Origin of the sequence: Pseudobutyrivibrio ruminis HUN009 (genome assembly GCF_000703005.1) — a bacterium.
GTDB lineage: Bacteria > Bacillota > Clostridia > Lachnospirales > Lachnospiraceae > Pseudobutyrivibrio > Pseudobutyrivibrio ruminis_A.
The window spans coordinates 2,493,911-2,518,468 of sequence record NZ_JNLH01000001.1 but is presented as its reverse complement, the minus strand read 5'-3'; the positions used below and the strand labels follow the sequence as shown (position 1 = coordinate 2,518,468).

Below are 24,558 nucleotides of genomic sequence, written 5' to 3'. Positions count from 1 at the left end.
TATTTAGAAGGAGATATATTATGGCAAATAAAAAGGTTTCGGTGTTTTTCTGTCAGGAATGTGGAAACGAAACATCTAAGTGGGCCGGCAAATGTCCATCATGTGGCGCGTGGAACTCTTTAGTTGAAGAAGTTATAGATAAGACGTCCGTTAAAAGTCGAGCAAAGGTATCGGATGTAAAACCTACAAAAATCATCGATGTTACTGCATCCAATGAACAGAGAATATCTACAAATATCGAAGAGTTTAATCGAGTATTAGGCGGAGGAATTGTTCCTGGTTCTATGGTTTTGGTTGGCGGTGATCCTGGTATTGGTAAGTCAACGCTTCTGCTTCAGACATGTCAAAAGCTGTGTTTGTCTGGGGTAAATGTCATGTATGTTTCTGGTGAAGAGTCATTACAGCAAATAAAAATAAGGGCAGATAGAATTGGCAAATTTAATGATAAACTGGATTTATTATGCGAAACAAATCTAGATACTATAAAAGCAGTTGTAGAAAGAGAGATGCCAACTGTTCTTATCATAGATTCTATTCAAACGATGTTCAATGAAGCTGTGGGTTCTGCTCCAGGCTCGGTTTCTCAGGTTAGAGAATCAACGAGTGTATTAATGGAAATAGCCAAAGGCAAAGGTATAGCTGTCTTTATAGTAGGACACGTAACAAAGGAGGGTACTGTTGCAGGACCGAGAGTATTGGAACATATGGTAGATACGGTGTTGTATTTTGAAGGAGATAGGCATGCTTCTTATAGAATACTTCGCGGAGTAAAGAATAGATTTGGGTCAACCAATGAAATCGGCGTTTTTGAAATGAGAGATACTGGTTTAGAGCAGGTGAAGAATCCTTCTGCAGTTATGTTAGATGGCAGACCTGAAAATGCTACTGGTTCTATCGTAACATGTTCTATGGAGGGAACCAGACCTATTCTTGTTGAGATTCAGTCGTTAGTTAGTAAAACGGCTTTTGAAATCCCTAGAAGAATGGCTACAGGGTGCGATTATAATAGAGTCAATTTGTTGGTTGCAGTACTTGAAAGAATGAGAGATGCTAAGGCTAACAAAGCTTGTGGTATATTCTTAGGCAGATCCGACGTATATGTAAATATAGCTGGTGGTATTAGAATTAATGAGCCTGCAATCGATTTGGCAATAGCACTTGCTATATATTCTAGTGAAAAGGACATACCTGTTGACGAAGGAACGATAGTATTTGGTGAGATAGGTTTGTCAGGCGAAGTTAGATCTGTGTCAATGGCAGAGCAGCGAGTTAACGAAGCTAAGAAGCTTGGATTTAAGAGGGTAATAATGCCTATGTCAAATATACCTTCTGTGAAAAATATTGATGGGATTATAGTCGTTGGCGTATCAAATATAAAAGAAGCAGTTGATGCTATATCTCGATAATGAAGATGCTTATGTGACCTATATATGGGCGTCAAAATAGAATTGATAAAATAATTGGTACAATTCACACAATTGCGATGCGATTAGTTAAATAGATTTACTTTAAAAAAACACAGAAATTCTGTTGACACGCCCTATTTTAGGTGATATTATAATCGAGCACTGAGGGAAACGAAGTGCTGAACGGAACAAGGAATTGAAAGAATTGTATAAACAATTTTGATTTCCTAAAAAGTTCACAAAATAAATCAAAAAGTTGTTGACAAAAACACAGCATCGTGATAATATAAACGAGTTGCTGCTGAGGGCAACAACAAAGCGAAGATTGATAACTGAACAGTGAAACAAACCTTGAATTAATACAAGTTTTTATTTAAACATGTATCCTTGAAATTCATTTAAGTTTCTTAATGAAACGAAACCTTTATTAGTAAACAAGTCAGTTTTATACTGATTCGGAATTAAACTTTTTAACATGAGAGTTTGATCCTGGCTCAGGATGAACGCTGGCGGCGTGCTTAACACATGCAAGTCGAACGAAGCAGCTTATTACGATCCCTTCGGGGTGACGATTTGTTGACTGAGTGGCGGACGGGTGAGTAACGCGTGGGTAACCTACCTTGTACAGGGGGATAACAGTTGGAAACGACTGCTAATACCGCATAAGCGCACGGTATCGCATGATACAGTGTGAAAAGTTTTTCGGTATAAGATGGACCCGCGTCTGATTAGCTAGTTGGTGAGGTAACGGCCCACCAAGGCGACGATCAGTAGCCGACCTGAGAGGGTGACCGGCCACATTGGGACTGAGACACGGCCCAAACTCCTACGGGAGGCAGCAGTGGGGAATATTGCACAATGGGCGAAAGCCTGATGCAGCGACGCCGCGTGAGCGAAGAAGTATTTCGGTATGTAAAGCTCTATCAGCAGGGAAGATAATGACGGTACCTGACTAAGAAGCACCGGCTAAATACGTGCCAGCAGCCGCGGTAATACGTATGGTGCAAGCGTTATCCGGATTTACTGGGTGTAAAGGGAGCGTAGGCGGTTTTACAAGTCTGATGTGAAAGCCCGGGGCTCAACTCCGGTATTGCATTGGAAACTGTAGAACTAGAGTGTCGGAGGGGTAAGTGGAATTCCTAGTGTAGCGGTGAAATGCGTAGATATTAGGAGGAACACCAGTGGCGAAGGCGGCTTACTGGACGATTACTGACGCTGAGGCTCGAAAGCGTGGGGAGCAAACAGGATTAGATACCCTGGTAGTCCACGCCGTAAACGATGAATACTAGGTGTTGGCTTCCATAGGGAGTCGGTGCCGCAGCTAACGCAATAAGTATTCCACCTGGGGAGTACGTTCGCAAGAATGAAACTCAAAGGAATTGACGGGGACCCGCACAAGCGGTGGAGCATGTGGTTTAATTCGAAGCAACGCGAAGAACCTTACCAAATCTTGACATCCCGATGACAAAGCATGTAATGTGCTCTCTCTTCGGAGCATCGGTGACAGGTGGTGCATGGTTGTCGTCAGCTCGTGTCGTGAGATGTTGGGTTAAGTCCCGCAACGAGCGCAACCCTTATCTTTAGTAGCCAGCATTTAGGATGGGCACTCTAGAGAGACTGCCCGGGTGAACCGGGAGGAAGGTGGGGATGACGTCAAATCATCATGCCCCTTATGATTTGGGCTACACACGTGCTACAATGGCGTAAACAAAGGGAAGCAATTGGGTGACCATGAGCAAATCTCAAAAATAACGTCTCAGTTCGGATTGTAGTCTGCAACTCGACTACATGAAGCTGGAATCGCTAGTAATCGCGAATCAGAATGTCGCGGTGAATACGTTCCCGGGTCTTGTACACACCGCCCGTCACACCATGGGAGTTGGGAATACCCGAAGTCTGTGACCCAACCGTAAGGAGGGAGCAGCCGAAGGCAGGCTCGATAACTGGGGTGAAGTCGTAACAAGGTAGCCGTATCGGAAGGTGCGGCTGGATCACCTCCTTTCTAAGGAAAAAGTAGAGGATTGTTTCACTGTTCAGGTATTAATCCTGAATTAAATATTTGATTTCCGGTGGCGATGCGGTTAGGGGTAACACCCGTTAACATCCCGAACACGATGGTTAAGACCTAATCGGCCGATGATACTATGCTGGAGACGGCATGGGAAAGCAGGTGGCTGCCGGGTTTGCTAAAACAGCAAGGAAACTTGCTTTCATATATAAACATCACCGCTAAAAGCGGCGATCATTTGAGAGCTTAACAAAGTTAAACTTTCAAATGGTTGAAAGCGAAAGCTTTTGATCAAAATAGCAACTTGAAAACTTCATACAGTAGAGATAAATGATTTTAAGATAATCTTAAATATCAAGACATCCGAGAATTAACAAACCAAACAAGTTCTTATTGAACGATTTTGAAAAATATCAAGCTACATATTTTGAGAGATTAAACAATCAAGAGCGCAGGGTGGATGCCTTGGCACTAAGAGCCGATGAAAGACGTGATAAGCTGCGAAAAGCTTTGGGGAGCTGCAAATAAGCAATGATCCAGAGATATCTGAATGGGGAAACCTAACTGGAAAGACTCCAGTTGACCTAACGCCAACACATAACGTTAGGCCGGGAACCCGGTGAACTGAAACATCTAAGTAGCCGGAGGAAGAGAAAGAAAAATCGATTTCCAAAGTAGCGGCGAGCGAAATGGAAAGAGGGCAAACCGAGATGCGTGCATTTCGGGGTTCGGACTACATAATTGATTCGCAAGTTTTAGCAGAATGGTTTTGGGAAAGCCAGCCAAAGAGAGTGAAAGCCTCGTAAGCGAAAAGATGAGCGACATGGTAGTATCCAGAGTAGGACGAGACACGAGAAACCTTGTCTGAATGAGCGGGGACCACCCCGTAACCCTAAATACTTCTTAGTGACCGATAGCGCATAGTACTGTGAAGGAAAGGTGAAAAGAACCCCGGGAGGGGAGTGAAAGAGAACCTGAAACCCTGTGTTTACAAGCTGTCGAACCACTTTATAGGTGGAACGGCGTACTTTTTGTAGAACGGTCCGGCGAGTTACGATTACTGGCAAGGTTAAGCACCAAAGGTGTGGAGCCGAAGGGATACCAAGTCTGAATAGGGCGAGTAGTCAGTGGTTGTAGACCCGAAACCGGGTGACCTATCCATGTCCAGGCTGAAGTTTCCGTAAAAGGAAATGGAGGGCCGAAGCCACATCCGTTGAAAAGGGTGGGCATGAGGTGTGGATAGCGGAGAAATTCCAATCGAACCCGGAGATAGCTGGTTCTCCTCGAAATAGCTTTAGGGCTAGCCTCGTATTAGACTACTGGAGGTAGAGCACTGAATTCTTAAGGGGGCGTCAAAGCTTACCAAGAGATATCAAACTCCGAATGCCAGATAGCCGATGTACGGGAGTCAGACTATACGAGATAAGTTGGATAGTCAAAAGGGAAACAGCCCAGACCTACAGCTAAGGTCCCAAAGTGTGTGTTAAGTGGTAAAGGATGTGGGATTTCATAGACAACTAGGATGTTGGCTCAGAAGCAGCCATACATTCAAAGAGTGCGTAACAGCTCACTAGTCGAGAGGTCCTGCGCCGAAAATGTCCGGGGCTAAAACACAACACCGAAGCTTAGGAATTAACTTCAGTTAATTGGTAGAGGAGCATTCTTGCGTACGACGAAGCTGTACTGTAAAGAGCAGTGGAGGAACAAGAAGAGAGAATGCCGGAATGAGTAGCGAGATGAAGGTGAGAATCCTTCAGGCCGAATATCTAAGGTTTCCAGAGTAAAGCTGATCTGCTCTGGGTAAGTCGGGGCCTAAGGCGAGGTCGAAAGACGTAGTCGATGGATAACAGGTTGAGATTCCTGTACTGCAATAAATCAGAACTGTGGGGACGCATGGATAAAACTTAAGCCAGGAATGGAAAGACTGGTGCAAGCGAAAGAGTGGATAGGTTGGCAAATCCGCCTATCAACACAAAAGCGTGATGCGTATCGAAATTAAAGTAGAGAAGTAAGTAGAGTCTGTGCCGAGAAAAGCCGCTATTGTATTTATTGTACCCGTACCGTAAACCGACACAGGTGGATGAGGAGAGAATCCTAAGGCCGACGGAAGAAGCATTGTTAAGGAATTCGGCAAAATGACCCCGTAACTTCGGGAGAAGGGGTGCCTACATAAGTAGGCCGCAGAGAATAGGCTCAAGCAACTGTTTAGCAAAAACACAGGTCTATGCGAAACCGTAAGGTGATGTATATGGGCTGACGCCTGCCCGGTGCTGGAAGGTTAAGAGGAGAGGTTAGCGCAAGCGAAGCTTTGAATTTAAGCCCCAGTAAACGGCGGCCGTAACTATAACGGTCCTAAGGTAGCGAAATTCCTTGTCGGGTAAGTTCCGACCCGCACGAAAGGCGTAATGATTTGAGCACTGTCTCGACAATGCATCCGGTGAAATTGAAGTACCAGTGAAGATGCTGGTTACCCGCGCCAGGACGGAAAGACCCCATGGAGCTTTACTCCAGTTTGGTACTGGGATTCGGTACTGCATGTACAGGATAGGTGGGAGACTATGATTATGGGACGCCAGTTTCATATGAGTCACTGTTGGGATACCACCCTTGTAGTATTGGATTTCTAACCAGCCGCCGTGAACCGGTGGTGGGACAATGCCAGGCGGGGAGTTTGACTGGGGCGGTCGCCTCCGAAAGGGTATCGGAGGCGCTCAAAGGTTCCCTCAGAATGGTCGGAAACCATTTGAAGAGTGCAAAGGCAGAAGGGAGCTTGACTGCGACACCGACGGGTGGAGCAGGTACGAAAGTAGGACTTAGTGATCCGGTGGTATAAAGTGGGATTGCCATCGCTCAACGGATAAAAGCTACCCTGGGGATAACAGGCTTATCACTCCCAAGAGTTCACATCGACGGAGTGGTTTGGCACCTCGATGTCGGCTCATCGCATCCTGGGGCTGTAGCAGGTCCCAAGGGTTGGGCTGTTCGCCCATTAAAGCGGTACGCGAGCTGGGTTCAGAACGTCGTGAGACAGTTCGGTCCCTATCCGGCGCGGGCGTAGGATATTTGAGAGGAGCTGCCCCTAGTACGAGAGGACCGGGGTGGACGGACCACTGGTGTATCAGCTGTCGACCAACGGCATAGCTGAGTAGCCAAGTCTGGACGGGATAAACGCTGAAGGCATCTAAGCGTGAAGCCCCCCTCAAGATGAGATATCCCATTCCTTCAAGGAAATAAGATCCCTTATAGACGATAAGGTAGATAGGTTCAAGGTGTAAGTGCGGTAACGCATTCAGCTGATGAATACTAATAGATCGAAGGTTTATTCTAAAAGGAAGATGTGTAGCGAATTTTCGGACACTAAGTTTTACTGTGTGAAGTTTTGAGGTTGCTATAAGAGAAGTAGCAAGCAAGAGCTTGCTTTTTTCGTAGAGAAACCACTATTTGGGGGCGTAGCTCAGTTGGGAGAGCACCTGCCTTGCAAGCAGGGGGTCAAGAGTTCGAATCTCTCCGTCTCCACTAAAGTTCTTGCTAAATTGCAAGAACTTTTTGTTTGCCTATGATAGGAAAATTAATGTGAAAATTTTGTGATTTTTCTATTGAAAGCGACTAGATATTGTGTTAATATTTACTAGTCGCGTGGGTGAGGGACTCAAATCAATTTTGGGTTTTTCGCTTACGATTTAGGGGATTGGTCAAATGGTATGATAGGGGTCTCCAAAACCTTTGGTGGGAGTTCGATTCTCTCATCCCCTGTTTCTAAAGCCTTGAAAGCAATGCTTTCAAGGCTTTTTTCGTATTTAAACTTGATATAAATACACTACTTAATTAATTGAATGTGTAAAAACAAAATGTTATAATAATCTAAAATAGTCAGAAAATTCAATTTATAATTTTCTTAAGGGGTTTTACAATACTACGTGCAAAGGAGAAGGAATTATGCTTGCTACATTGGTACCACTGTTTTATGAAGATATGTCAGTTGCATCATATTGCTTATATGCGCAGAAGGAGAATTTATATGAACATCCCCATTTGCTTGGCGCAGGAAAATATGATGGTGCTGGTTCTATAGTAGGAATTGAAGTTTTCGATAGTGTTTCGGAGGATGACCTTGTTGCAAATTGCAGCATAATGATTCCGATTAATAATATTTCATTGTTTTCTAATATTGAACAGCAGTTGACTGGATTTGATGGTAGAATCGTTTTACTAGTTGATCAGACTATTAAACCAGAGGAATCATACAATAAACGTTTACTTGATTTGAAAAGTAAGGGATTTAAGCTAGCTATGAAGGATTTACCGCTTGCTAGTATTGATGATTTTAAGTTTATGTTAAATGATTTCGACTTATTCCTGATTAACAGTGACGCTGGTGATGTTGTTGCTCAGGCTAAAGAGTTCAAAAAAGTTGTTCCTAATATGGATTTTTGCGCAGAGAACCTACACACAAAAGAGGAATTTTATGCTGCTAAAGATTCAGGTTTATTCAAAATCTTTGAAGGTACTTTCTTTAGAGTCCCTATAAATGAAAAGGATACAGAGGTTTCTCCTATTAAGATTAATTATATGAAGCTGATGACAGTTATAAATCAGCCTGATTTTAATCTTAGCGATGTTTCTAATGTTATAGGGCAGGACCCTGCACTTTCAATTGAATTATTGAAAATTGCCAATAAGCTAACAGTTAATTCTAATATAAGATCAATTGCTCAAGCTACAGCATTGCTTGGACAGAGAGAGATTAGACGTTGGTTAAATACTACATTATTCAATGGCTTGGCGGCAGGTAAGCCTAATGAGATTACACGACTTTCGTTAGTAAGAGCCAGATTTGCGGAGAATCTGGCACCTGTATTTGATTATGCTATGAGAAAAGATGAATTGTTCCTAATGGGACTGTTTTCTCTACTTAATTTAATCTTGGATATGCCTATGGAAAAGGCTCTTGAGCAGGTTGGTGTTAGTAATGAGATAAAGAAGGCTTTAGTAGAAGATGATGGCATCTTTTCACCTCAGCTTGAATTCTTGCTTAGTTACGAAGCTGGTGATTGGCAGGAAGTATCCAGATTAATGGTTCTACACGATATTGAAATGCATGATGTGTACGATGCATATGTAGAAGCCTTGAAATGGTATGGCAATATGTTCATTTAGTGATTTTGTACTCATTTAAATACAAATTTACAAAAATTTAATAATTTGGACACTAAATCAATATATTTTGGTTCCTTGGAAACGCACACTCTGAAAATACTGTTAAACGGCGTAAAATAGGCGATATATGGAAACTGAAATTTATAAAAGTGTTCAGATAAACTTCACATAGCAACTTTTTATAAAAATCAAAAAGTTACTGCACGAATTGATAAGTCTGTGACAAAAATTGCATTGACAGCATTTATAAATGGTGTTATAAAGTATCAAGTACGTTAAGGAAGACGTATTGTAGTAAATGGATTTTGGTTTTTATAGGAGTTGATTTGTTTATGAAGTTTAAAATTAGACTTGAGAACACACAGGACGCAGAAGAGTTTGTTACAGCAGCTGCTAAGTGTGGCGGCGATGTCGATCTTCATAGCGGAGTAGTTTATATCGATGGTAAGTCCCTTCTTGGAGTACTTGCAATGGGAATCAAGAGAGACATGGATGTATATGTTTCAGATCACATCGAACCATCATTTAAAAACGCTGTTAAGAAGTTCGTTGTTGCATAGAATAGAATAAGGTATAATAACCCTGTGTTTATCACAGGGTTTTTTATTTATGAAAGTTTCTAGATTAATAACTCCTGAGGGAGAAAAGGCACAAATAAATATTTCGGTTCGCAACTTGGTCGAGTTTCTCCTTAGAGAAGGAGATATCGATGATAGGAAAGGATCGGTAGATCCTTTTGAGGCAATGCAAGCAGGAAGTAGGATCCATAGAAAAATACAAAGTTCTATGGGTCCATTTTATAGTGCAGAAGTTCCTCTTAAATTCCAGATAGAATATGAAGACTATGTTCTCGGTTTGGAAGGAAGAGCCGATGGCCTTGTTTTAGATAGAGATGAATCGGGAAATGTTGTTACAGCCACTGTAGATGAAATAAAGGGAATGTATATGGATGTAATGACATTTGAGAAGCCTGTGCTAGTACATGAAGCTCAGGCTAAATGCTATGCCTATATGGTAGCTTCTGAATATAAATTGGAAACAATTGAAGTACAGATGACTTATGTTAGTCTAGAGACTGAGGAGGTTAAGTACTTTAATTATGTATATACTTTCGAAGAAATAGAAGATTGGTTTTTGACCATTATTGGAATATTTAAGAAATGGGCAGATTTTCAATACTATCATAAAATGGATCTTCTTGAATCCGCTCAAGGTTTGGAATTCCCATATGATTATAGAGATGGACAAAAGAAGCTTGTTAGCGATGTTTATCGAAGCATATATAGAAGAAAGATTTTGTTTATGCAGGCCCCTACTGGTACAGGAAAGACTATTGCAAATGTTTATCCTGCTGTAATGGCCTTGGGGCAGAATCTTGCTGAGAGAGTTTTTTATCTTACTGCTAAAACAGCTACGGCTATTGCAGCTAGGGATGCATATAGTCTTTTGGTGGAAAAAGGATATGAAGGAAAGACAATTATGTTAACAGCGAAGGAAAAAATGTGCCTTTGCGATGAGGCTGATTGTAATCCGGATTATTGTCCTTATGCTAGGGGCCATTTTGATAGAATTAATGATGTTATATATGAAGTAATCACTAAAGAAACAGTAATAACAAGAGATGTTATTTTAGGCTATGCAGAAGAATACGTGGTTTGTCCTTTTGAATTGGCTCTTGATGTTAGCACATGGTGCGAAGGTATTATCTGTGACTACAACTATGTGTTTGACCCAAATGTATATTTAAAGAGATTTTTTGCTGAAGGCAAAGGCGGAGAGCATATATTCCTTATTGACGAAGCTCACAATATGGTTGATAGAGCTAGAGAAATGTATTCTGAAACGTTGATAAAGGAAGAGATTCTTTCTATAAAAAGATATGCCAAGCCAGTCAGCAAAAAGCTTGTTAATGCATTGGAAAAGTGCAATAGAATAATGCTTGAATATAAGCGCGAGTGTGATCATGACATAACTGTATTAGATGACGTTGATATGCTTTTAAATGCTTGTGACAATTTGCAGATGATATTGGAACAGCTATTTAAAAAAGAAATCAAATTTGGAATATATCAGGATGAAGTTCTAGATTTTTATTTCAGATTGAGAAACTTTACAGCGCTTGCTTATCAACAGGATAGTGACCACTATCGAATATACTGTGATTTTGATGAGGATAAAAACTTTAATCTTCATTTATATTGTATTGATCCATCTGCGCAGCTGCAGGATAGACTTAGAATGGCAAGAGCAACAGTATATTTTAGCGCAACATTACTTCCTATAGATTATTACAAAGATTTGCTTTGTAATGACAAAGATGTATATGCAATATATGTGGACTCGGTTTTTGATCAGAAGAATCGTCTTTTGATGTTAGGCACGGATGTAACCAGCAAGTACACAAGACGAGGTGATGACGAATATCAGAAATTTGCCACTTACATAAATACTATCGTAAATGCGAAGCAGGGAAACTATATGGTTTTTGGTCCTTCATATAAGTTTTTAGAGGATATACAAAGCAAATATAGTGACATAATGGGCGATGTTGATGTAATTGTTCAGCAGCAAAATATGACAGAGCAGGAACGAGAAGATTTCTTGCTGGAATTTGAAAAGAAAAGAGACAAATCAATGGTAGCGTTTTGCACTCTTGGTGGAATCTTTTCAGAGGGAATAGATTTAGTTGGTGGAAAGCTTATTGGCTCAATTATACTTGGAGCAGGCCTTCCTCAGGTTGGCAATGAGCGAAAGCTTATGTCGGACTTCTTTGATGAGAATGGTAAAAATGGATTTGAGTATGCATATTTGTATCCAGGAATGAATAAAGTAATCCAGGCAGCTGGACGTCTTATCAGAACTAAGGACGACGTGGGAGTTATTGCGTTGCTGGACGAACGATTTAGATTTGGAAGTTACAGAAAGACATTTCCAAGAGAATGGAATGACGCTGTATTTACATCCGTAGAAAATGTAGAAGACCAGGTAAAAGCTTTTTGGAAAGATAAATAAACACTTTCGTTAAAAAGTAACAAATTTAATTAAAAAAATAGACTGAAAAAGTATTAGGACATGTGAACAAATTGTGATATACTATCTACAACTGTGGGGTGTGCGAGGTTTTGTACATCCTGCGATACAAAATAAATATCACGGAGGTGTAAAGTGGGCAAGGTAAGAAGAGTTTACGTTGAGAAAAAACCACAGTTTGCAGTATCTGCTAAGTCACTGTATTCCGAAATAGGAAGTTACTTAGGCATCAAGGGTGTTACAGGAGTCAGGGTTCTGATTCGGTATGACATTCAGGATGTTTCTGATGAGGTCTTTAAAAAAGCGGTAAAGACGGTATTTTCGGAGCCACCTGTCGATGATGTTTATGAAGAAACATTCGATTACAATGGCAGAGTTTTTTCTGTTGAGTTTTTACCAGGTCAGTTTGACCAGAGAGCTGATTCTGCGGAGCAGTGTCTTAAACTTCTAAATGAGGATGAGAATCCTACTATTCATACAGCTACTACCTATGTTATTGAGGGTAGCATTTCTGACGATGAATTTAGTGCTATAAAATCACATTGTATTAATCCAGTTGATTCTAGAGAGACTTCACTTGAAAAGCCAGAGTCTCTATCTAATAATTTCGATGAGCCAGCCGACGTTAAGACTTTTGACGGATTCATTTCTATGGCTGAAAATGATTTACGTAATTTATATGATTCCTTAAATCTTGCTATGACATTTAAGGATTTCCTTCACATTCAGAACTATTTTTCCAATGAAGAACACAGAGACCCTACTGTTACAGAAATCAGGGTATTAGATACATATTGGTCTGATCATTGTAGACATACTACATTCTCTACAGAGTTAAAGAACGTTACTATCGAAGATGGTTATTACAAAGCTCCTATCCAGGCTACTTTTGATGATTATCTTGATAACTTCAAGATTCTTTATAAGGATAGAGACGATAAGTTTGTCTGCTTGATGGATTTGGCACTTCTTGCTATGAAGCGTCTTAAGGCTGATGGAAAGCTTGATGATCAGGAAGAATCTGACGAGATTAATGCATGTTCAATCGTTGTTCCTATTAATGTAGATGGAACAGAAGAAGAGTGGCTTATCAACTTCAAGAATGAAACACACAACCATCCAACAGAAATTGAACCATTTGGTGGTGCTGCTACATGTCTTGGAGGTGCAATCAGAGATCCACTTTCAGGACGTACTTATGTATATCAGGCTATGCGTGTTACAGGCGCTGCTGATCCTACAGTTTCAGTAAAGGATACAATCGAAGGAAAGCTTCCACAGAAGAAGCTTGTTCGTGAGGCTGCTCATGGATATAGCTCATATGGTAACCAGATTGGTCTTGCTACAGGATATGTAAAAGAAATCTATCATCCAGATTACGTTGCGAAGCGTATGGAGATTGGTGCTGTTATGGGTGCTGCTCCAAGACGTGCGGTTCAGAGATTAAATTCTGATCCAGGAGATAGAATTATCCTTCTTGGTGGACGTACAGGACGTGATGGTATTGGTGGTGCTACAGGTTCATCTAAGGCACACAATACAGAATCTACTGCAGTATGTGGTGCAGAGGTTCAGAAGGGTAATCCACCTACAGAAAGAAAGATTCAGAGACTTTTCAGACGAGAAGAAGTTTCATATATTATCAAAAAATGTAACGACTTTGGTGCCGGCGGTGTATCAGTAGCAATCGGAGAGCTTGCTCCAGGTCTTACAGTTGATCTTGATAAGGTTCCAAAGAAGTATGCAGGTCTTGATGGCACAGAGCTTGCTATTTCAGAATCTCAGGAGAGAATGGCTGTAGTTGTATCACCAGCTGACGTTAATAAGTTCTTGCAGTATGCTGCAGAAGAAAACCTTGAGGCAATTGAGGTTGCAGTTGTTACTGAGGAGCCACGTCTTGTTCTCAACTGGAGAGGTAAGGAAATCGTAAACCTTTCAAGAGCATTCCTTGATACAAACGGTGCTCATCAGGAGACAGATGTATATGTAGAGCTTCCTGATAGCAATGATAAATATACAGATAAAATTGGCATTGAAAAGGTAGCAAAGGACATTGAAAATAATGATTTAAAGGCGGCATGGCTTGATACACTTGCTGATCTTAATGTTTGCTCACAGAAGGGACTTGTTGAGATGTTTGATGGCTCAATTGGAGCTGGCTCAACACTTATGCCTTTCGGTGGTAGATATCAGCTTACAGAAACTCAGGCAATGGTTGCTAAGGTTCCTGTTGCAGATGGAAATACAGACGCTGTTACAATGATGGCTTATGGATTTAATCCATATGTAAGCTCTTGGTCACCATATCACGGTTCACAGTTAGCAGTACTTGAGTCAATCTCACGTATCGTAGCTACTGGTGGTGACTACAAGAAAATCAGATTTACATTCCAGGAATACTTCCGCAGAATGAGCGAAGATCCAAAGAGATGGAGCCAGCCATTTGCAGCACTTCTTGGTGCTTACAAGGCTCAGATGGAGTTCGGTCTTCCTTCTATAGGTGGTAAGGATTCAATGTCAGGAACATTCAATGAAATTGATGTTCCACCAACACTTGTATCATTTGCTGTAGATGTTGCAAAGCAGCAAGATATTGTTACTCCAGAGCTTAAGGAAGCAGGAGATAAGCTTTTCTTACTTAGAATTCTTCGTGATAATTATGACCAGCCAAATTACAGTCAGGCAAAGGTTGTTTATGAAGTAGTAAGACAGATGGTTGAGCTTGGAAATATCAAGGCTGCATATGCTCTTGATGCATATGGATTAGTACCAGCTGTTTCTAAGATGGCTTTCGGTAACAAGCTTGGTGTAAAGCTTGTTGATGAATGCCAGAACGGATTGTTATTCGGATGTGTAATTGGCGATATCGTAGTTGAAGTTTCAGAGGATGGCGCACTTGCTATCATTCAGGAGCTTGAAAAGAGAGGATTCTCTGATTGTGGCTACGAAGTTGGAGAAGTTACAGATGATGCAACATTCACATACAAGGATGTAAAGATCTCTATGGATGAGGCTCTTGCTGCATGGACAGGAACACTTGAAAAGGTATTCAAGACACGCAGCCATGATGATACATCTCTTGTAAATACAGAGCTTTACAAGGCTAAGAACTTCTACATCAGCAAGAACAAGATTGCTAAGCCAAGAGTATTTATCCCAGTATTCCCAGGAACAAACTGCGAATACGATTCAGCTCGTGCCTTTGAAAAGGCAGGTGCAATCACAAATGTAAAGGTATTCAAGAATCAGAATGCCGAGGATATCAGAGAATCAGTAGATGAGTTTACAAGAGCAATTGCTCAGTCTCAGATTGTTATGTTCCCTGGTGGATTCTCAGCTGGTGATGAGCCAGAGGGTTCAGCTAAATTCTTCGCAACTGCATTTAGAAATGCAAAGATGAAGGAAGCAATTACAAATCTTTTAGAGAATAGAGATGGTTTGATGTTAGGTATCTGTAATGGATTCCAGGCTCTTATTAAGCTTGGTCTTGTACCTTATGGTGAAATCCATACACAGGCAGCTGACTCACCAACTCTTACATACAACACAATAGGACGTCATATTTCTAAGATTGCCTACACAAAGGTAGTCAGCAACAAGTCACCATGGCTTGCAGGTGCACAGCTTGGAGAGACTTATTGTTCACCAGCATCTCACGGTGAGGGTCGTTTCGTCGCATCAGAAGAGTGGATTAAGAAGCTCTTCGAAAACGGACAGGTTGCTACTCAGTACGTAGATGAAAACGGCAATCCTACAATGGATGAAGAATGGAATATCAACGGTAGCTACTATGCAATCGAAGGTATCACAAGTCCAGATGGTAGAGTATTTGGTAAGATGGCTCATGCAGAGCGTAGAGGAAGTGGCGTAGCACTTAACATTTATGGTAATCAGGACATGAAGATTTTCGAATCTGGTGTAGATTACTTCCGCTAAATAAACCGTAAACTCCAAGGTAAACTTTATACCTTGGAGTTTTACTAAAACGAAAATCAATGTGATTTTCTAGAGATTAGTTTAAATAGCTCCCTTCATATTTTTTTTAAATGCCATTTGATATTTCTTGCTATTCTAGTGAGTATAGCGAAAGCGATACTAGAATAGTTAGAAATATCAGATGGTAAATAAGAAGAACTGGGGAGGGAGCGAGAGAAAAAAAGGGTAGAAAAGAGGAAAGATGAAAGCATTTTTAATTTTGGAAGATGGCACAGTATTTGAAGGCACAAGCATAGGATCTACCAGAGAGGTCGTTAGTGAGATTGTTTTCAATACTTCTATGACTGGATATTTGGAAGTTCTGACAGATCCTTCTTATGCAGGCCAGGCCGTATGCATGACATATCCACTTATTGGTAATTACGGTATTACAGATGATATGGAAAGTGGCAGACCATGGCCTGATGGATTTATTGTTAGAGAGCTTAGTAGAATTCCATCAAACTTCCGCTGCAAGGGAACTATTCAGGATTTCTTGGTTAAGCACAATATCACCGGAATTTCAGGTATCGATACACGTGCTCTCACAAAAATCTTACGCGACCGCGGAACAATGAACGGAATGATTACTACAAATGAGCACTTTAATTTCAATGAAATCAAGCCAAAGCTTCAGGCATATAGAACAGGTGACGTAGTTTCAAAGGTTACTTGCCAGGAGAAGACAGTTCTACCAGGAAACGGAAAAAAGGTGGCACTATTAGATTTTGGTGCAAAGAGAAATATTGCAAAGTCTCTTAATGATAGAGGATGTGAGGTTACTATTTATCCTGCTCACACTCCTGCAAAGGAAATCCTTGCAACAGAGCCAGACGGTATTATGCTTTCAAACGGACCTGGCGATCCAAAGGACTGCGGGCCTATCATTGATGAGGTTAAAAAGCTTTATGACAGCAATGTACCAATTTTTGCAATTTGCCTTGGACATCAGCTTATGGCACTTGCAACTGGTCTAGATACTCACAAGCTTAAGTACGGACACAGAGGTGGCAACCATCCTGTAAAGGATTTGGAGACTGGCAAAGTATACATTTCATCACAAAACCACGGTTATGTAGTTGATACAGATGGACTTGATGAAAAAATTGCAGTACCTGCATTTGTGAATGTAAACGATGGAACAAATGAGGGACTTAAGTATACAGGAAAGAACATTTTCACTGTTCAGTTCCATCCTGAGGCATGCCCAGGACCACAGGACAGCGGATATTTGTTTGATAGATTTATTAAGATGATGGGAGGAGAGCAGTAATGCCAAAGAGAAGTGACATTAAGAAAGTAATGGTGATTGGCTCAGGTCCTATCGTCATCGGACAGGCGGCAGAGTTCGATTATGCTGGAACACAGGCATGTCGTTCACTTAAGGAAGAGGGCATCGAGGTTTGCCTTGTTAACTCCAACCCTGCCACAATCATGACTGATAAGGAAATAGCTGATCAGGTTTACATAGAGCCTCTTACAGTAGATGTTTTAAAGCAGATTATTATTAAGGAAAAGCCAGATTCACTTCTTCCAACACTTGGTGGACAGGCTGGACTTAACCTTGGTATGGAGCTTGCAGAGTCAGGATTTCTTGAGGAGCAAGGTGTAAAGCTTATCGGTACAACTGCTGAAACAATTTTCAGAGCTGAGGACAGACAGGCATTCAAGGATACAATGGAAAAGCTTGGTGAGCCTGTTGCAGCATCCCTTGTTGTAAACACAGTTGAGGACGGTATTAAGTTTACTAACACAATCGGATATCCAGTAGTTTTAAGACCTGCTTATACACTTGGTGGTTCAGGCGGTGGTATTGCAAACAACCAGCAGGAGCTTGTAGAAATCCTTACAAATGGACTTAGACTTTCTCGTGTACATGAAGTGCTTGTTGAGCGTTGCATCGCCGGTTGGAAGGAAATCGAGTACGAGGTAATGCGTGATGCCAATGGCAACTGCATCACAGTATGTAACATGGAAAACATCGACCCAGTTGGTGTACATACAGGTGACTCAATTGTAGTTGCTCCTTCACAGACACTTGGTGACAAGGAATATCAGATGCTTCGTACATCTGCACTTCGTATTATAGATGAGCTTGGAATCACAGGTGGATGTAACGTACAGTATGCACTTCACCCAGAAAGCTTTGAGTACTGCGTAATCGAGGTAAATCCACGTGTATCTCGTTCTTCAGCTCTTGCATCAAAAGCTACAGGATACCCAATCGCAAAGGTAGCAGCAAAGATCGCACTTGGTTATACACTTGACGAGATTCCAAACGCAATCACAAAGAAGACTTACGCATCATTTGAGCCAATGCTTGATTATTGCGTAGTAAAGATTCCAAGACTTCCATTTGATAAGTTCATTACAGCTACTAGAAAGCTTACAACTCAGATGAAGGCTACTGGCGAAGTAATGTCTATCTGCAACAACTTTGAAGGTGCCCTTATGAAGGCAATCCGCTCACTTGAGCAGCATGTAGATTCCCTTCTCAGCTACGATTTCTGCGATATGACAGATGAGGAACTTAACGAAGCACTTAAGGTTGTTGATGATAGAAGAATTTACTGTATCGCTGAAGCCCTTAGACGAGGAGCATCATACGAGACTATTCACAATATCACAAAGATTGATATGTGGTTCATTGATAAAATTAAGATTCTTGTTGAAATGGAGCTTAGACTTCAGCAGGAAGAGCTTACAGTTGACCTTCTAAAGGAGGCAAAGAGAATCGAGTTCCCAGATAGCGTAATTGCACATTTAAATGGCAAGATGACTGAGGACCAGGTTCGTCAGATGCGTTATGACAACGGCATAGTAGCTGCATACAAGATGGTTGATACATGTGCAGCGGAGTTTGATGCCATGACACCTTACTACTACAGTGTTTACGGAAGCGAAAACGAAGCTGTAGAGACAAAGGACAGAAAGAAGGTACTTGTACTTGGTTCTGGTCCTATCAGAATCGGTCAGGGTGTTGAGTTTGATTACTGTTCAGTTCATGCTACATGGGCGTTTGCAAAGGAAGGCTGGGAGACAGTTATCGTAAACAACAACCCAGAAACAGTATCAACAGACTTTGATATAGCAGATAAGCTTTACTTCGAACCTCTTACAAACGAGGATGTAGAGTCAATTGTAAATCTTGAAAAGCCAGATGGAGCAATCGTTCAGTTCGGTGGCCAGACAGCTATCAAGCTTACAGAGCACCTTATGAAAATCGGTGTGCCTATCCTCGGTACAAAGGCAGAGGATGTTGATGCAGCAGAGGATAGAGAGCTCTTCGATGAAATCCTTGAGCAGACACAGATTCCAAGGGCTGCCGGTGGCACAGTATTTACAGCAGAGGAAGCAAAGGAAGTTGCTAATCGACTTGGTTATCCAGTGCTTGTTCGTCCTTCATATGTACTTGGTGGACAGGGAATGCAGATTGCTTTCAATGATGAAGAAATCGAAAAGTTCATGGACATCATCAATCAAATTGCTCAGGATCATCCAATCCTTGTAGATAAGTACTTACAGGGCAAGGAGATTGAGGTTGATGCCATCTGCGACGGTGAGAATATTCTCATTCCTGGTATCATGGAGCATATCGAGCGTACTGGTATCCACTCAGGTGATAGTATTTCGGTATATCCTGCTCACACAATCAGCCAGGATATTAAGGACAAGATTGTAGATTATACAGAGCGACTTGCAAAGGCTCTTCACGTACTTGGAATGATAAATATCCAGTTCATCGCCATGGACGGAGAGGTATATGTAATTGAGGTAAACCCACGAAGCTCACGTACAGTTCCATACATCAGTAAGGTAACAGGTATTCCAATTGTTGACCTAGCAGCAAAGGCAATTCTTGGTCACAAAATTACAGATATGGGATACAAACCAGGTCTTCAGCCAGTAGCTGACTACATTGCAATTAAGATGCCAGTGTTCTCATTCGAGAAGTTACGAGGAGCTGAGATTAGCCTTGGACCTGAGATGAAATCTACTGGTGAGTGTCTTGGTATTGCAAAGACATTCGAAGAAGCTCTTTACAAGGCCTTCCTTGGTGCAGGGGTTGTACTTCCTAAGCATAAGCAGATGATTATCACTGTAAAGGATGCTGATAAGCCAGAGGCCCTTGAGGTTGCAAAGAGATTTGAAAAGCTTGGCTACAAGATTTACGCAACACGCTCAACTGCAAAGTATTTGCAGGACGGTGGTGTAGATGCACTTCAGGTTAACAAGATTTCACAGGAATCTCCAAACGTTATGGACCTTATCCTTGGTCACAAGATTGACCTTGTTATCGATACACCTACACAGGGACACGGCGATAAGACAAGAGATGGATTCCTAATTCGTCGAAACTCTATCGAGACTGGTGTAAACTGTATCACAGCAATCGATACTGCAGTAGCACTTGCTACATCACTTGAATCAGCTCCTACGGAATACACTCTTGTGGATGTGGCTAAGATATAAATATATGATTGATTTAAAGCTATCTTGCATTGATATGCAGGATAGCTTTTTTTATTGCTTGACATAGTTAGGATTGGGATGTATATTAAAAATATAAATTGCACGCAATTAAATAGCATATAAAAACGATTATAATTCAGGAGGTAAATTATGGTAGCAGTTAGATATTATTCAAAATCAGGAAATACAAAGCTTCTTGCGGAGGCAATTGGAAAAGGTGCTGGTGTTATTCCTATTTCTGTTGATGAGGATAGCGCAAAGATTACAGAAGACCTTGATGTTTTATTTATTGGCGGTGCTTTGTATGCCTATGGCCTTGATAAAGTGATGAATGAATATTTAGCAGGCATTGATGGAAGTAAGGTTAAGAAGGCAGTAGTATTTTCAACTTCGTGGATTTCAAAGCACTCTATTGATTTAATTAAGAAAGCTTTAGTTGCAAAGGGAATAGAAGTTGCTGATGAGACTTGCTATGTTAGAAATAAGCCAAATGATAAGCAGCTTGCAGAGGCAGAAGCATTTGCTAAGAAGTTTATATAAATTGAAAAAAGGCGTGAACTAAGATTAATAAAAGGATGCTATCTAGTGTTATACAGGTGGCATCCTTTTGTTGTTGTCTTTGGGGCAGTGTTAGAAGTTTTTTAGGGCCTTGTACAGTTATTTTTACCTAATATCGGAAAATAACTGTATTCTAATGCTCTCAGAGTGAACTTGATTTTTGAAAATACAGTTTTTTTGATAGAGTTTTAAATAAAAACTGTATGCTAATATTTGCGATACAGTTTTTTTCAGATGAAATGTATTAAAAACTGTATCAGCGGAATAGTGATAAATGTTACGTACAGTTATTTTAAAGAATTGTATCAAAATAACTGTCATATCAAAAAAATGAATAATTCATGTACAGTGATTTTTTACTGTGTTAGGAAAAAAACTGTACTAACTAGTTCTGTAAAATCATATTCAGCAAGAAGAGAAGCAAGTGGACAGAGATTATGGTATACTTTAAAATAAATGTGGATTATATGCAAAATTTAAGAAAAGTGTTGACCTTCCATCTTATGGAAGGTTTATATTTCAAGCATAGACAAGGCCAAGTCAAAAAAAATACATGGGAGGAATGACATGGAAACAGTACAGGTAGCATCAATGATAGGAATGTGTTTTACACTATTAATTTCATTTGGTTTGCCAATAGGATTATTGTTATATGCAATGAACAAGCTAAAAGCAAAAATGATTAGCTTTTGGATAGGGGCTGCTACATTTGTAGTATTTGCTCTTGTATTAGAGCAGTTGTTGCATGTTGGAATGATTAACCAGTTCGGTGAAGCACTTACTGGAAACATCCTTATAAAAGCAATTTATGGTGGTCTAGCAGCAGGAATCTTTGAAGAGGTTGGTCGTTTTGTTTCAATGAAATTGTTTATGAAGCGACTCCTTAATAAAGAAAATGCATTTATGTACGGTGTTGGTCATGGTGGAATAGAGGCAATGATTATAGTAGGACTGACTACTGTATCAAATCTGATTAGTGCTTATATGATTAATACTGGTTTGATGGAGAAGTCATTGGAGTTATTAGACAGCGATATCAAACAGCAGACTATTGATCAGCTTTCATTATTGTGGACTACTAGCCCAGTGGATTTTTATATGGCAGGGGTAGAGAGAGTTGTTGCCATTACATTACATCTGTCACTTTCCTATATTGTTTATAGGGCAGTCAAAGATGGAAAGATTCAGCTACTTTTCTTATCAATTGCATTACATGCCTTTGCAGATTTTGTAACTGTTTTGGTGGCAGGATATGCACCGGTTATAGTAGTGGAAATCGTATTGATTGTAATAGTTTCCATTATTGCAGTATTTGTTTATAAGAAATTTTCTGCTGAGCAGACAATTGCCTTAGGAGAATAGTTTATGGTCGAAAAGGTTTATAGTACCAGATGCGGGAATATTCATTATTGGATAAATACTAATGGTGAGTGTCAGGATAAACAGCTAGTGTTTTTACCTGGGTTAACTGCAGATCACAGATTATTTGATATGCAGATTGAGTGTTTTGAAGGGAAGTATCCTGTGTTTGTATGGGATGCACCAGCTCATGCCACTTCATATCCATTTGATATGGATTTTTCCTTGGCGGATAAGGCTACTTGGTTAAATGAAATCCTTGTGGAAAATGGTTTCGATAAGCCTGTTATCATAGGGCAGTCTATGGGTGGATATTTGGGTCAGATGTTTATGCAGCTTTTTCCTAATAAAGCGGTCGGGTTTGTATCCATTGATTCCGCTCCATTGCAAAAGCAGTATTATACAGGAATTGAATTGTGGTTACTTCATAGAATGACTCCGGTGTATCGCTATTATCCCTGGAAAACTCTTTTACGGCAGGGAACAAAAGGGGTGGCAACCTCTGAATATGGACGTGCCTTAATGAAGGAGTTTATGATGACCTATGACGGTGACCAGGAAAGATACTCACGTCTTGCAGGCGGTGGCTATAGGATTTTGGTAGAGGCTGTGGAGGAAGAGCTTCCTTATGAGATTGCTTGCCCTGCCATGCTTATATGTGGCACAAAGGATATGGCAGGCTCTACTAAAAGGTACAATAGAGCTTGGCATGCTCGCACCGGATTGCCACTTCATTGGATTGAAGGGGCGGGACATAACGCAAATACGGATAAGCCCGACGAAATTAACAGGCTAATAGAAGAGTTTTTGGAGACAGCATGAAGATTAATCAAGTAGAAGAACTAGTTGGAATTACAAAAAAGAATATTCGCTTTTATGAAGACCAGGGATTGATATGCCCAGAGAGAAATAGGGACAATGGATATAGAGAGTATTCCTTGAAGGATGTGGGACTTCTAAACAAGATTAAGCTCCTTAGAAGCCTGGATGTTCCAATTGAGGATATTCGCAAATTGGAAACAGGACAGGTATCTATGACAGATTGTTTGGATAGCCACATATCTCTTTTTACGCATCGTCAGAAAGAGCTGGATATCATGAAAGAGATGTGTAAAAAAATCATAGAAGCCAATGTTCAGTTTGATAATCTACAGGCTGATTCTTATCTCGAGGATATGAGGAGACTTGAGAAAGGGGGCGTTAAGTTTATGGATGTTAATAAAACTGATATTAAGAAAACAAAGCGAGGTCCAATTATAGCAGCCACAGTAAGTATTATATTTTTCGTTGCTATGATTGCTTTTATTGGATGGGCTGAAATTACAGATCCTGAGACACCAATTGGATTTGTAATTGCTATTATAGTGTTATTTGGAGCAATGATTGTGGGAACACTTCTTGCTTTAAAAGAAAGATTAAAGGAAATAGAAGGAGGAGAAATAAATGAAGCTCGTAAGTATTGAAACAATTCCAGGACAGGAGTTTGAGGTGATTGGAGTAGTAAAAGGAACTATCGTACAGTCTAAAAACTTTGGTAAGGATTTCATGGCTGGTATGAAGACACTTGTTGGTGGTGAGATTAAAGGCTATACAGATATGATTGTTGAAGCCAGACAGATTGCTACAAAGAGAATGGTGGATGAGGCTGAGCAGCTTGGGGCAGATGCTATTGTAGGAGTGAGATATGCTTCGTCATCTGTTATGCAGGGAGCAGCAGAGGTGCTTGCCTATGGAACTGCTGTAAAGTTCTTATAAGACACATTGAGCCAGAAGTTAAAGCTTCTGGCTCTTTTTATATTTATGATGTATAATTGTGCAAAATTTAAATTTATTCTAATGGAGATACGCTATGTCATATTTAATTAAAGACACAACAAAAGAAGAAAGAGAGCAAATTGTAAAGGAATCTCTTGGTAATATTGAGGCAAACTGTGATGGATGCATGGCAGGCCTTGCTGAGATGTATGAGGATTACATAGAAGGGAAAAAGGAGCTTCGAGAGATTAACATGGAATTCAATGCCAGATATGTAAAGGATGACAACATGGAAGGCAGAGATGGCAGAAGCTGCGTAATGTAGGAGGAAATATGACAGATTATAATTTACTAGCAGACCAGATTAAATCACTAGCTGAGGATGAGCCAAATTTCATCCCAGTTCTTTCAAATGCATCGGCAATTTTGTACGATGCAATGCCAGATTTAAACTGGGCAGGATTTTACTTGATGAATAAAGGATCTCTTTTATTGGGACCATTTCAAGGCAAGGTTGCATGCATCAGAATAGCTCTTGGTAAAGGTGTGTGTGGCACTGCAGCAGGAAATGATGAGACACTTGTTGTACCAAATGTGCATGAATTTCCAGGGCATATAGCCTGCGATAGCGCATCCAACTCAGAGATTGTTGTTCCTATTCACAAGGATGGCAAAGTAGTGGGGGTGCTTGATATTGATAGTCCAAAACTTAATAGATTTTCAGAGGATGATAAGCTTGGATTAGAAAAGTTTGTAAAAGCTTTAGAAGAAGTAATTACCTTTGAATAAAAAATGAGTCATTATTACTCAACCTATAGTAAAATAAGTTGGGTAATT

Annotated in this window: 14 protein-coding genes, 2 tRNA genes and 3 rRNA genes; all 19 read left to right on the top strand. The window is 40.5% G+C overall.

Going from position 1 to position 24,558, the window contains the following annotated elements:
* The first annotated feature begins 20 nt into the window (after positions 1-20).
* The 19 genes from radA (at position 21) to BO15_RS0111335 (ending at position 24,510) form a co-directional block, all read left to right on the top strand.
* Positions 21-1,406 carry a DNA repair protein RadA gene (gene radA / locus BO15_RS0111425; protein ID WP_033154423.1) on the top strand — a complete coding sequence of 462 codons (1,386 nt, stop codon included), beginning with the start codon at positions 21-23 and terminating at the stop codon, positions 1,404-1,406.
* A 471-nt stretch (positions 1,407-1,877) separates the two neighbouring features.
* A 16S ribosomal RNA gene (locus BO15_RS0111420) occupies positions 1,878-3,408 on the top strand.
* A gap of 63 nt (positions 3,409-3,471) precedes the next feature.
* Positions 3,472-3,589 (top strand): 5S ribosomal RNA (gene rrf / locus BO15_RS0111415).
* Positions 3,590-3,847: 258 nt separating this feature from the next.
* Positions 3,848-6,741 (top strand): 23S ribosomal RNA (locus tag BO15_RS0111410).
* The 16S, 23S and 5S rRNA genes sit together here with 2 tRNA genes alongside, the layout of an rRNA operon.
* Positions 6,742-6,857: 116 nt before the next feature.
* Positions 6,858-6,930: transfer RNA gene (locus BO15_RS0111405), tRNA-Ala, on the top strand.
* 166 nt (positions 6,931-7,096) lie between these two features.
* Positions 7,097-7,167, top strand: a tRNA-Trp gene (locus tag BO15_RS0111400).
* Positions 7,168-7,350: 183 nt separating this feature from the next.
* Entirely contained in the window at positions 7,351-8,571 is a 1,221-nt protein-coding gene (locus BO15_RS0111395; protein ID WP_033154422.1) for an EAL and HDOD domain-containing protein, read from the top strand.
* A gap of 332 nt (positions 8,572-8,903) precedes the next feature.
* The gene (locus tag BO15_RS0111390) at positions 8,904-9,131 is read left to right on the top strand and encodes an HPr family phosphocarrier protein (RefSeq protein WP_052169907.1); all 228 of its coding nucleotides are present in this window, start codon (positions 8,904-8,906) and stop codon (positions 9,129-9,131) included.
* A gap of 49 nt (positions 9,132-9,180) precedes the next feature.
* Positions 9,181-11,583, top strand: coding sequence for an ATP-dependent DNA helicase (locus BO15_RS0111385; RefSeq protein ID WP_033154420.1), 2,403 nt, complete (start codon positions 9,181-9,183; stop codon positions 11,581-11,583).
* Between the two features lie 153 nt (positions 11,584-11,736).
* On the top strand, positions 11,737-15,537 hold the full coding sequence (locus BO15_RS0111380) for a phosphoribosylformylglycinamidine synthase (protein ID WP_033154419.1): 3,801 nt from the start codon (positions 11,737-11,739) through the stop codon (positions 15,535-15,537).
* Between the two features lie 241 nt (positions 15,538-15,778).
* Positions 15,779-16,849, top strand: a complete 1,071-nt coding sequence (locus BO15_RS0111375) for a carbamoyl phosphate synthase small subunit (RefSeq protein WP_033154418.1) — start codon at positions 15,779-15,781, stop codon at positions 16,847-16,849.
* A complete protein-coding gene (carB, locus tag BO15_RS0111370) occupies positions 16,849-20,049 on the top strand; it encodes a carbamoyl-phosphate synthase large subunit (protein ID WP_033154417.1) in 3,201 nt (1,066 codons plus the stop codon). The genes BO15_RS0111375 and carB overlap by 1 nt, the downstream gene beginning before the upstream one ends.
* 150 nt (positions 20,050-20,199) lie before the next feature.
* Complete coding sequence (locus BO15_RS0111365; protein ID WP_052169906.1) at positions 20,200-20,589, top strand: flavodoxin family protein; 390 nt, start codon at positions 20,200-20,202, stop codon at positions 20,587-20,589.
* Between the two features lie 585 nt (positions 20,590-21,174).
* Positions 21,175-21,969, top strand: a complete 795-nt coding sequence (locus BO15_RS0111360; RefSeq protein ID WP_033154416.1) for a YhfC family intramembrane metalloprotease — start codon at positions 21,175-21,177, stop codon at positions 21,967-21,969.
* Between the two features lie 3 nt (positions 21,970-21,972).
* A complete protein-coding gene (locus BO15_RS0111355) occupies positions 21,973-22,788 on the top strand; it encodes an alpha/beta fold hydrolase (protein WP_033154415.1) in 816 nt (271 codons plus the stop codon).
* Complete coding sequence (locus tag BO15_RS0111350) at positions 22,785-23,429, top strand: MerR family transcriptional regulator (protein ID WP_033154414.1); 645 nt, start codon at positions 22,785-22,787, stop codon at positions 23,427-23,429. The genes BO15_RS0111355 and BO15_RS0111350 overlap by 4 nt, the downstream gene beginning before the upstream one ends.
* A complete protein-coding gene (locus BO15_RS0111345) occupies positions 23,410-23,721 on the top strand; it encodes a YbjQ family protein (RefSeq protein ID WP_033154413.1) in 312 nt (103 codons plus the stop codon). The genes BO15_RS0111350 and BO15_RS0111345 overlap by 20 nt, the downstream gene beginning before the upstream one ends.
* Positions 23,722-23,815: 94 nt before the next feature.
* The gene (locus BO15_RS0111340; protein WP_015550048.1) at positions 23,816-24,046 is read left to right on the top strand and encodes a hypothetical protein; all 231 of its coding nucleotides are present in this window, start codon (positions 23,816-23,818) and stop codon (positions 24,044-24,046) included.
* 8 nt (positions 24,047-24,054) lie between these two features.
* On the top strand, positions 24,055-24,510 hold the full coding sequence (locus BO15_RS0111335) for a GAF domain-containing protein (RefSeq protein WP_033154412.1): 456 nt from the start codon (positions 24,055-24,057) through the stop codon (positions 24,508-24,510).
* Positions 24,511-24,558 lie beyond the last annotated feature (48 nt).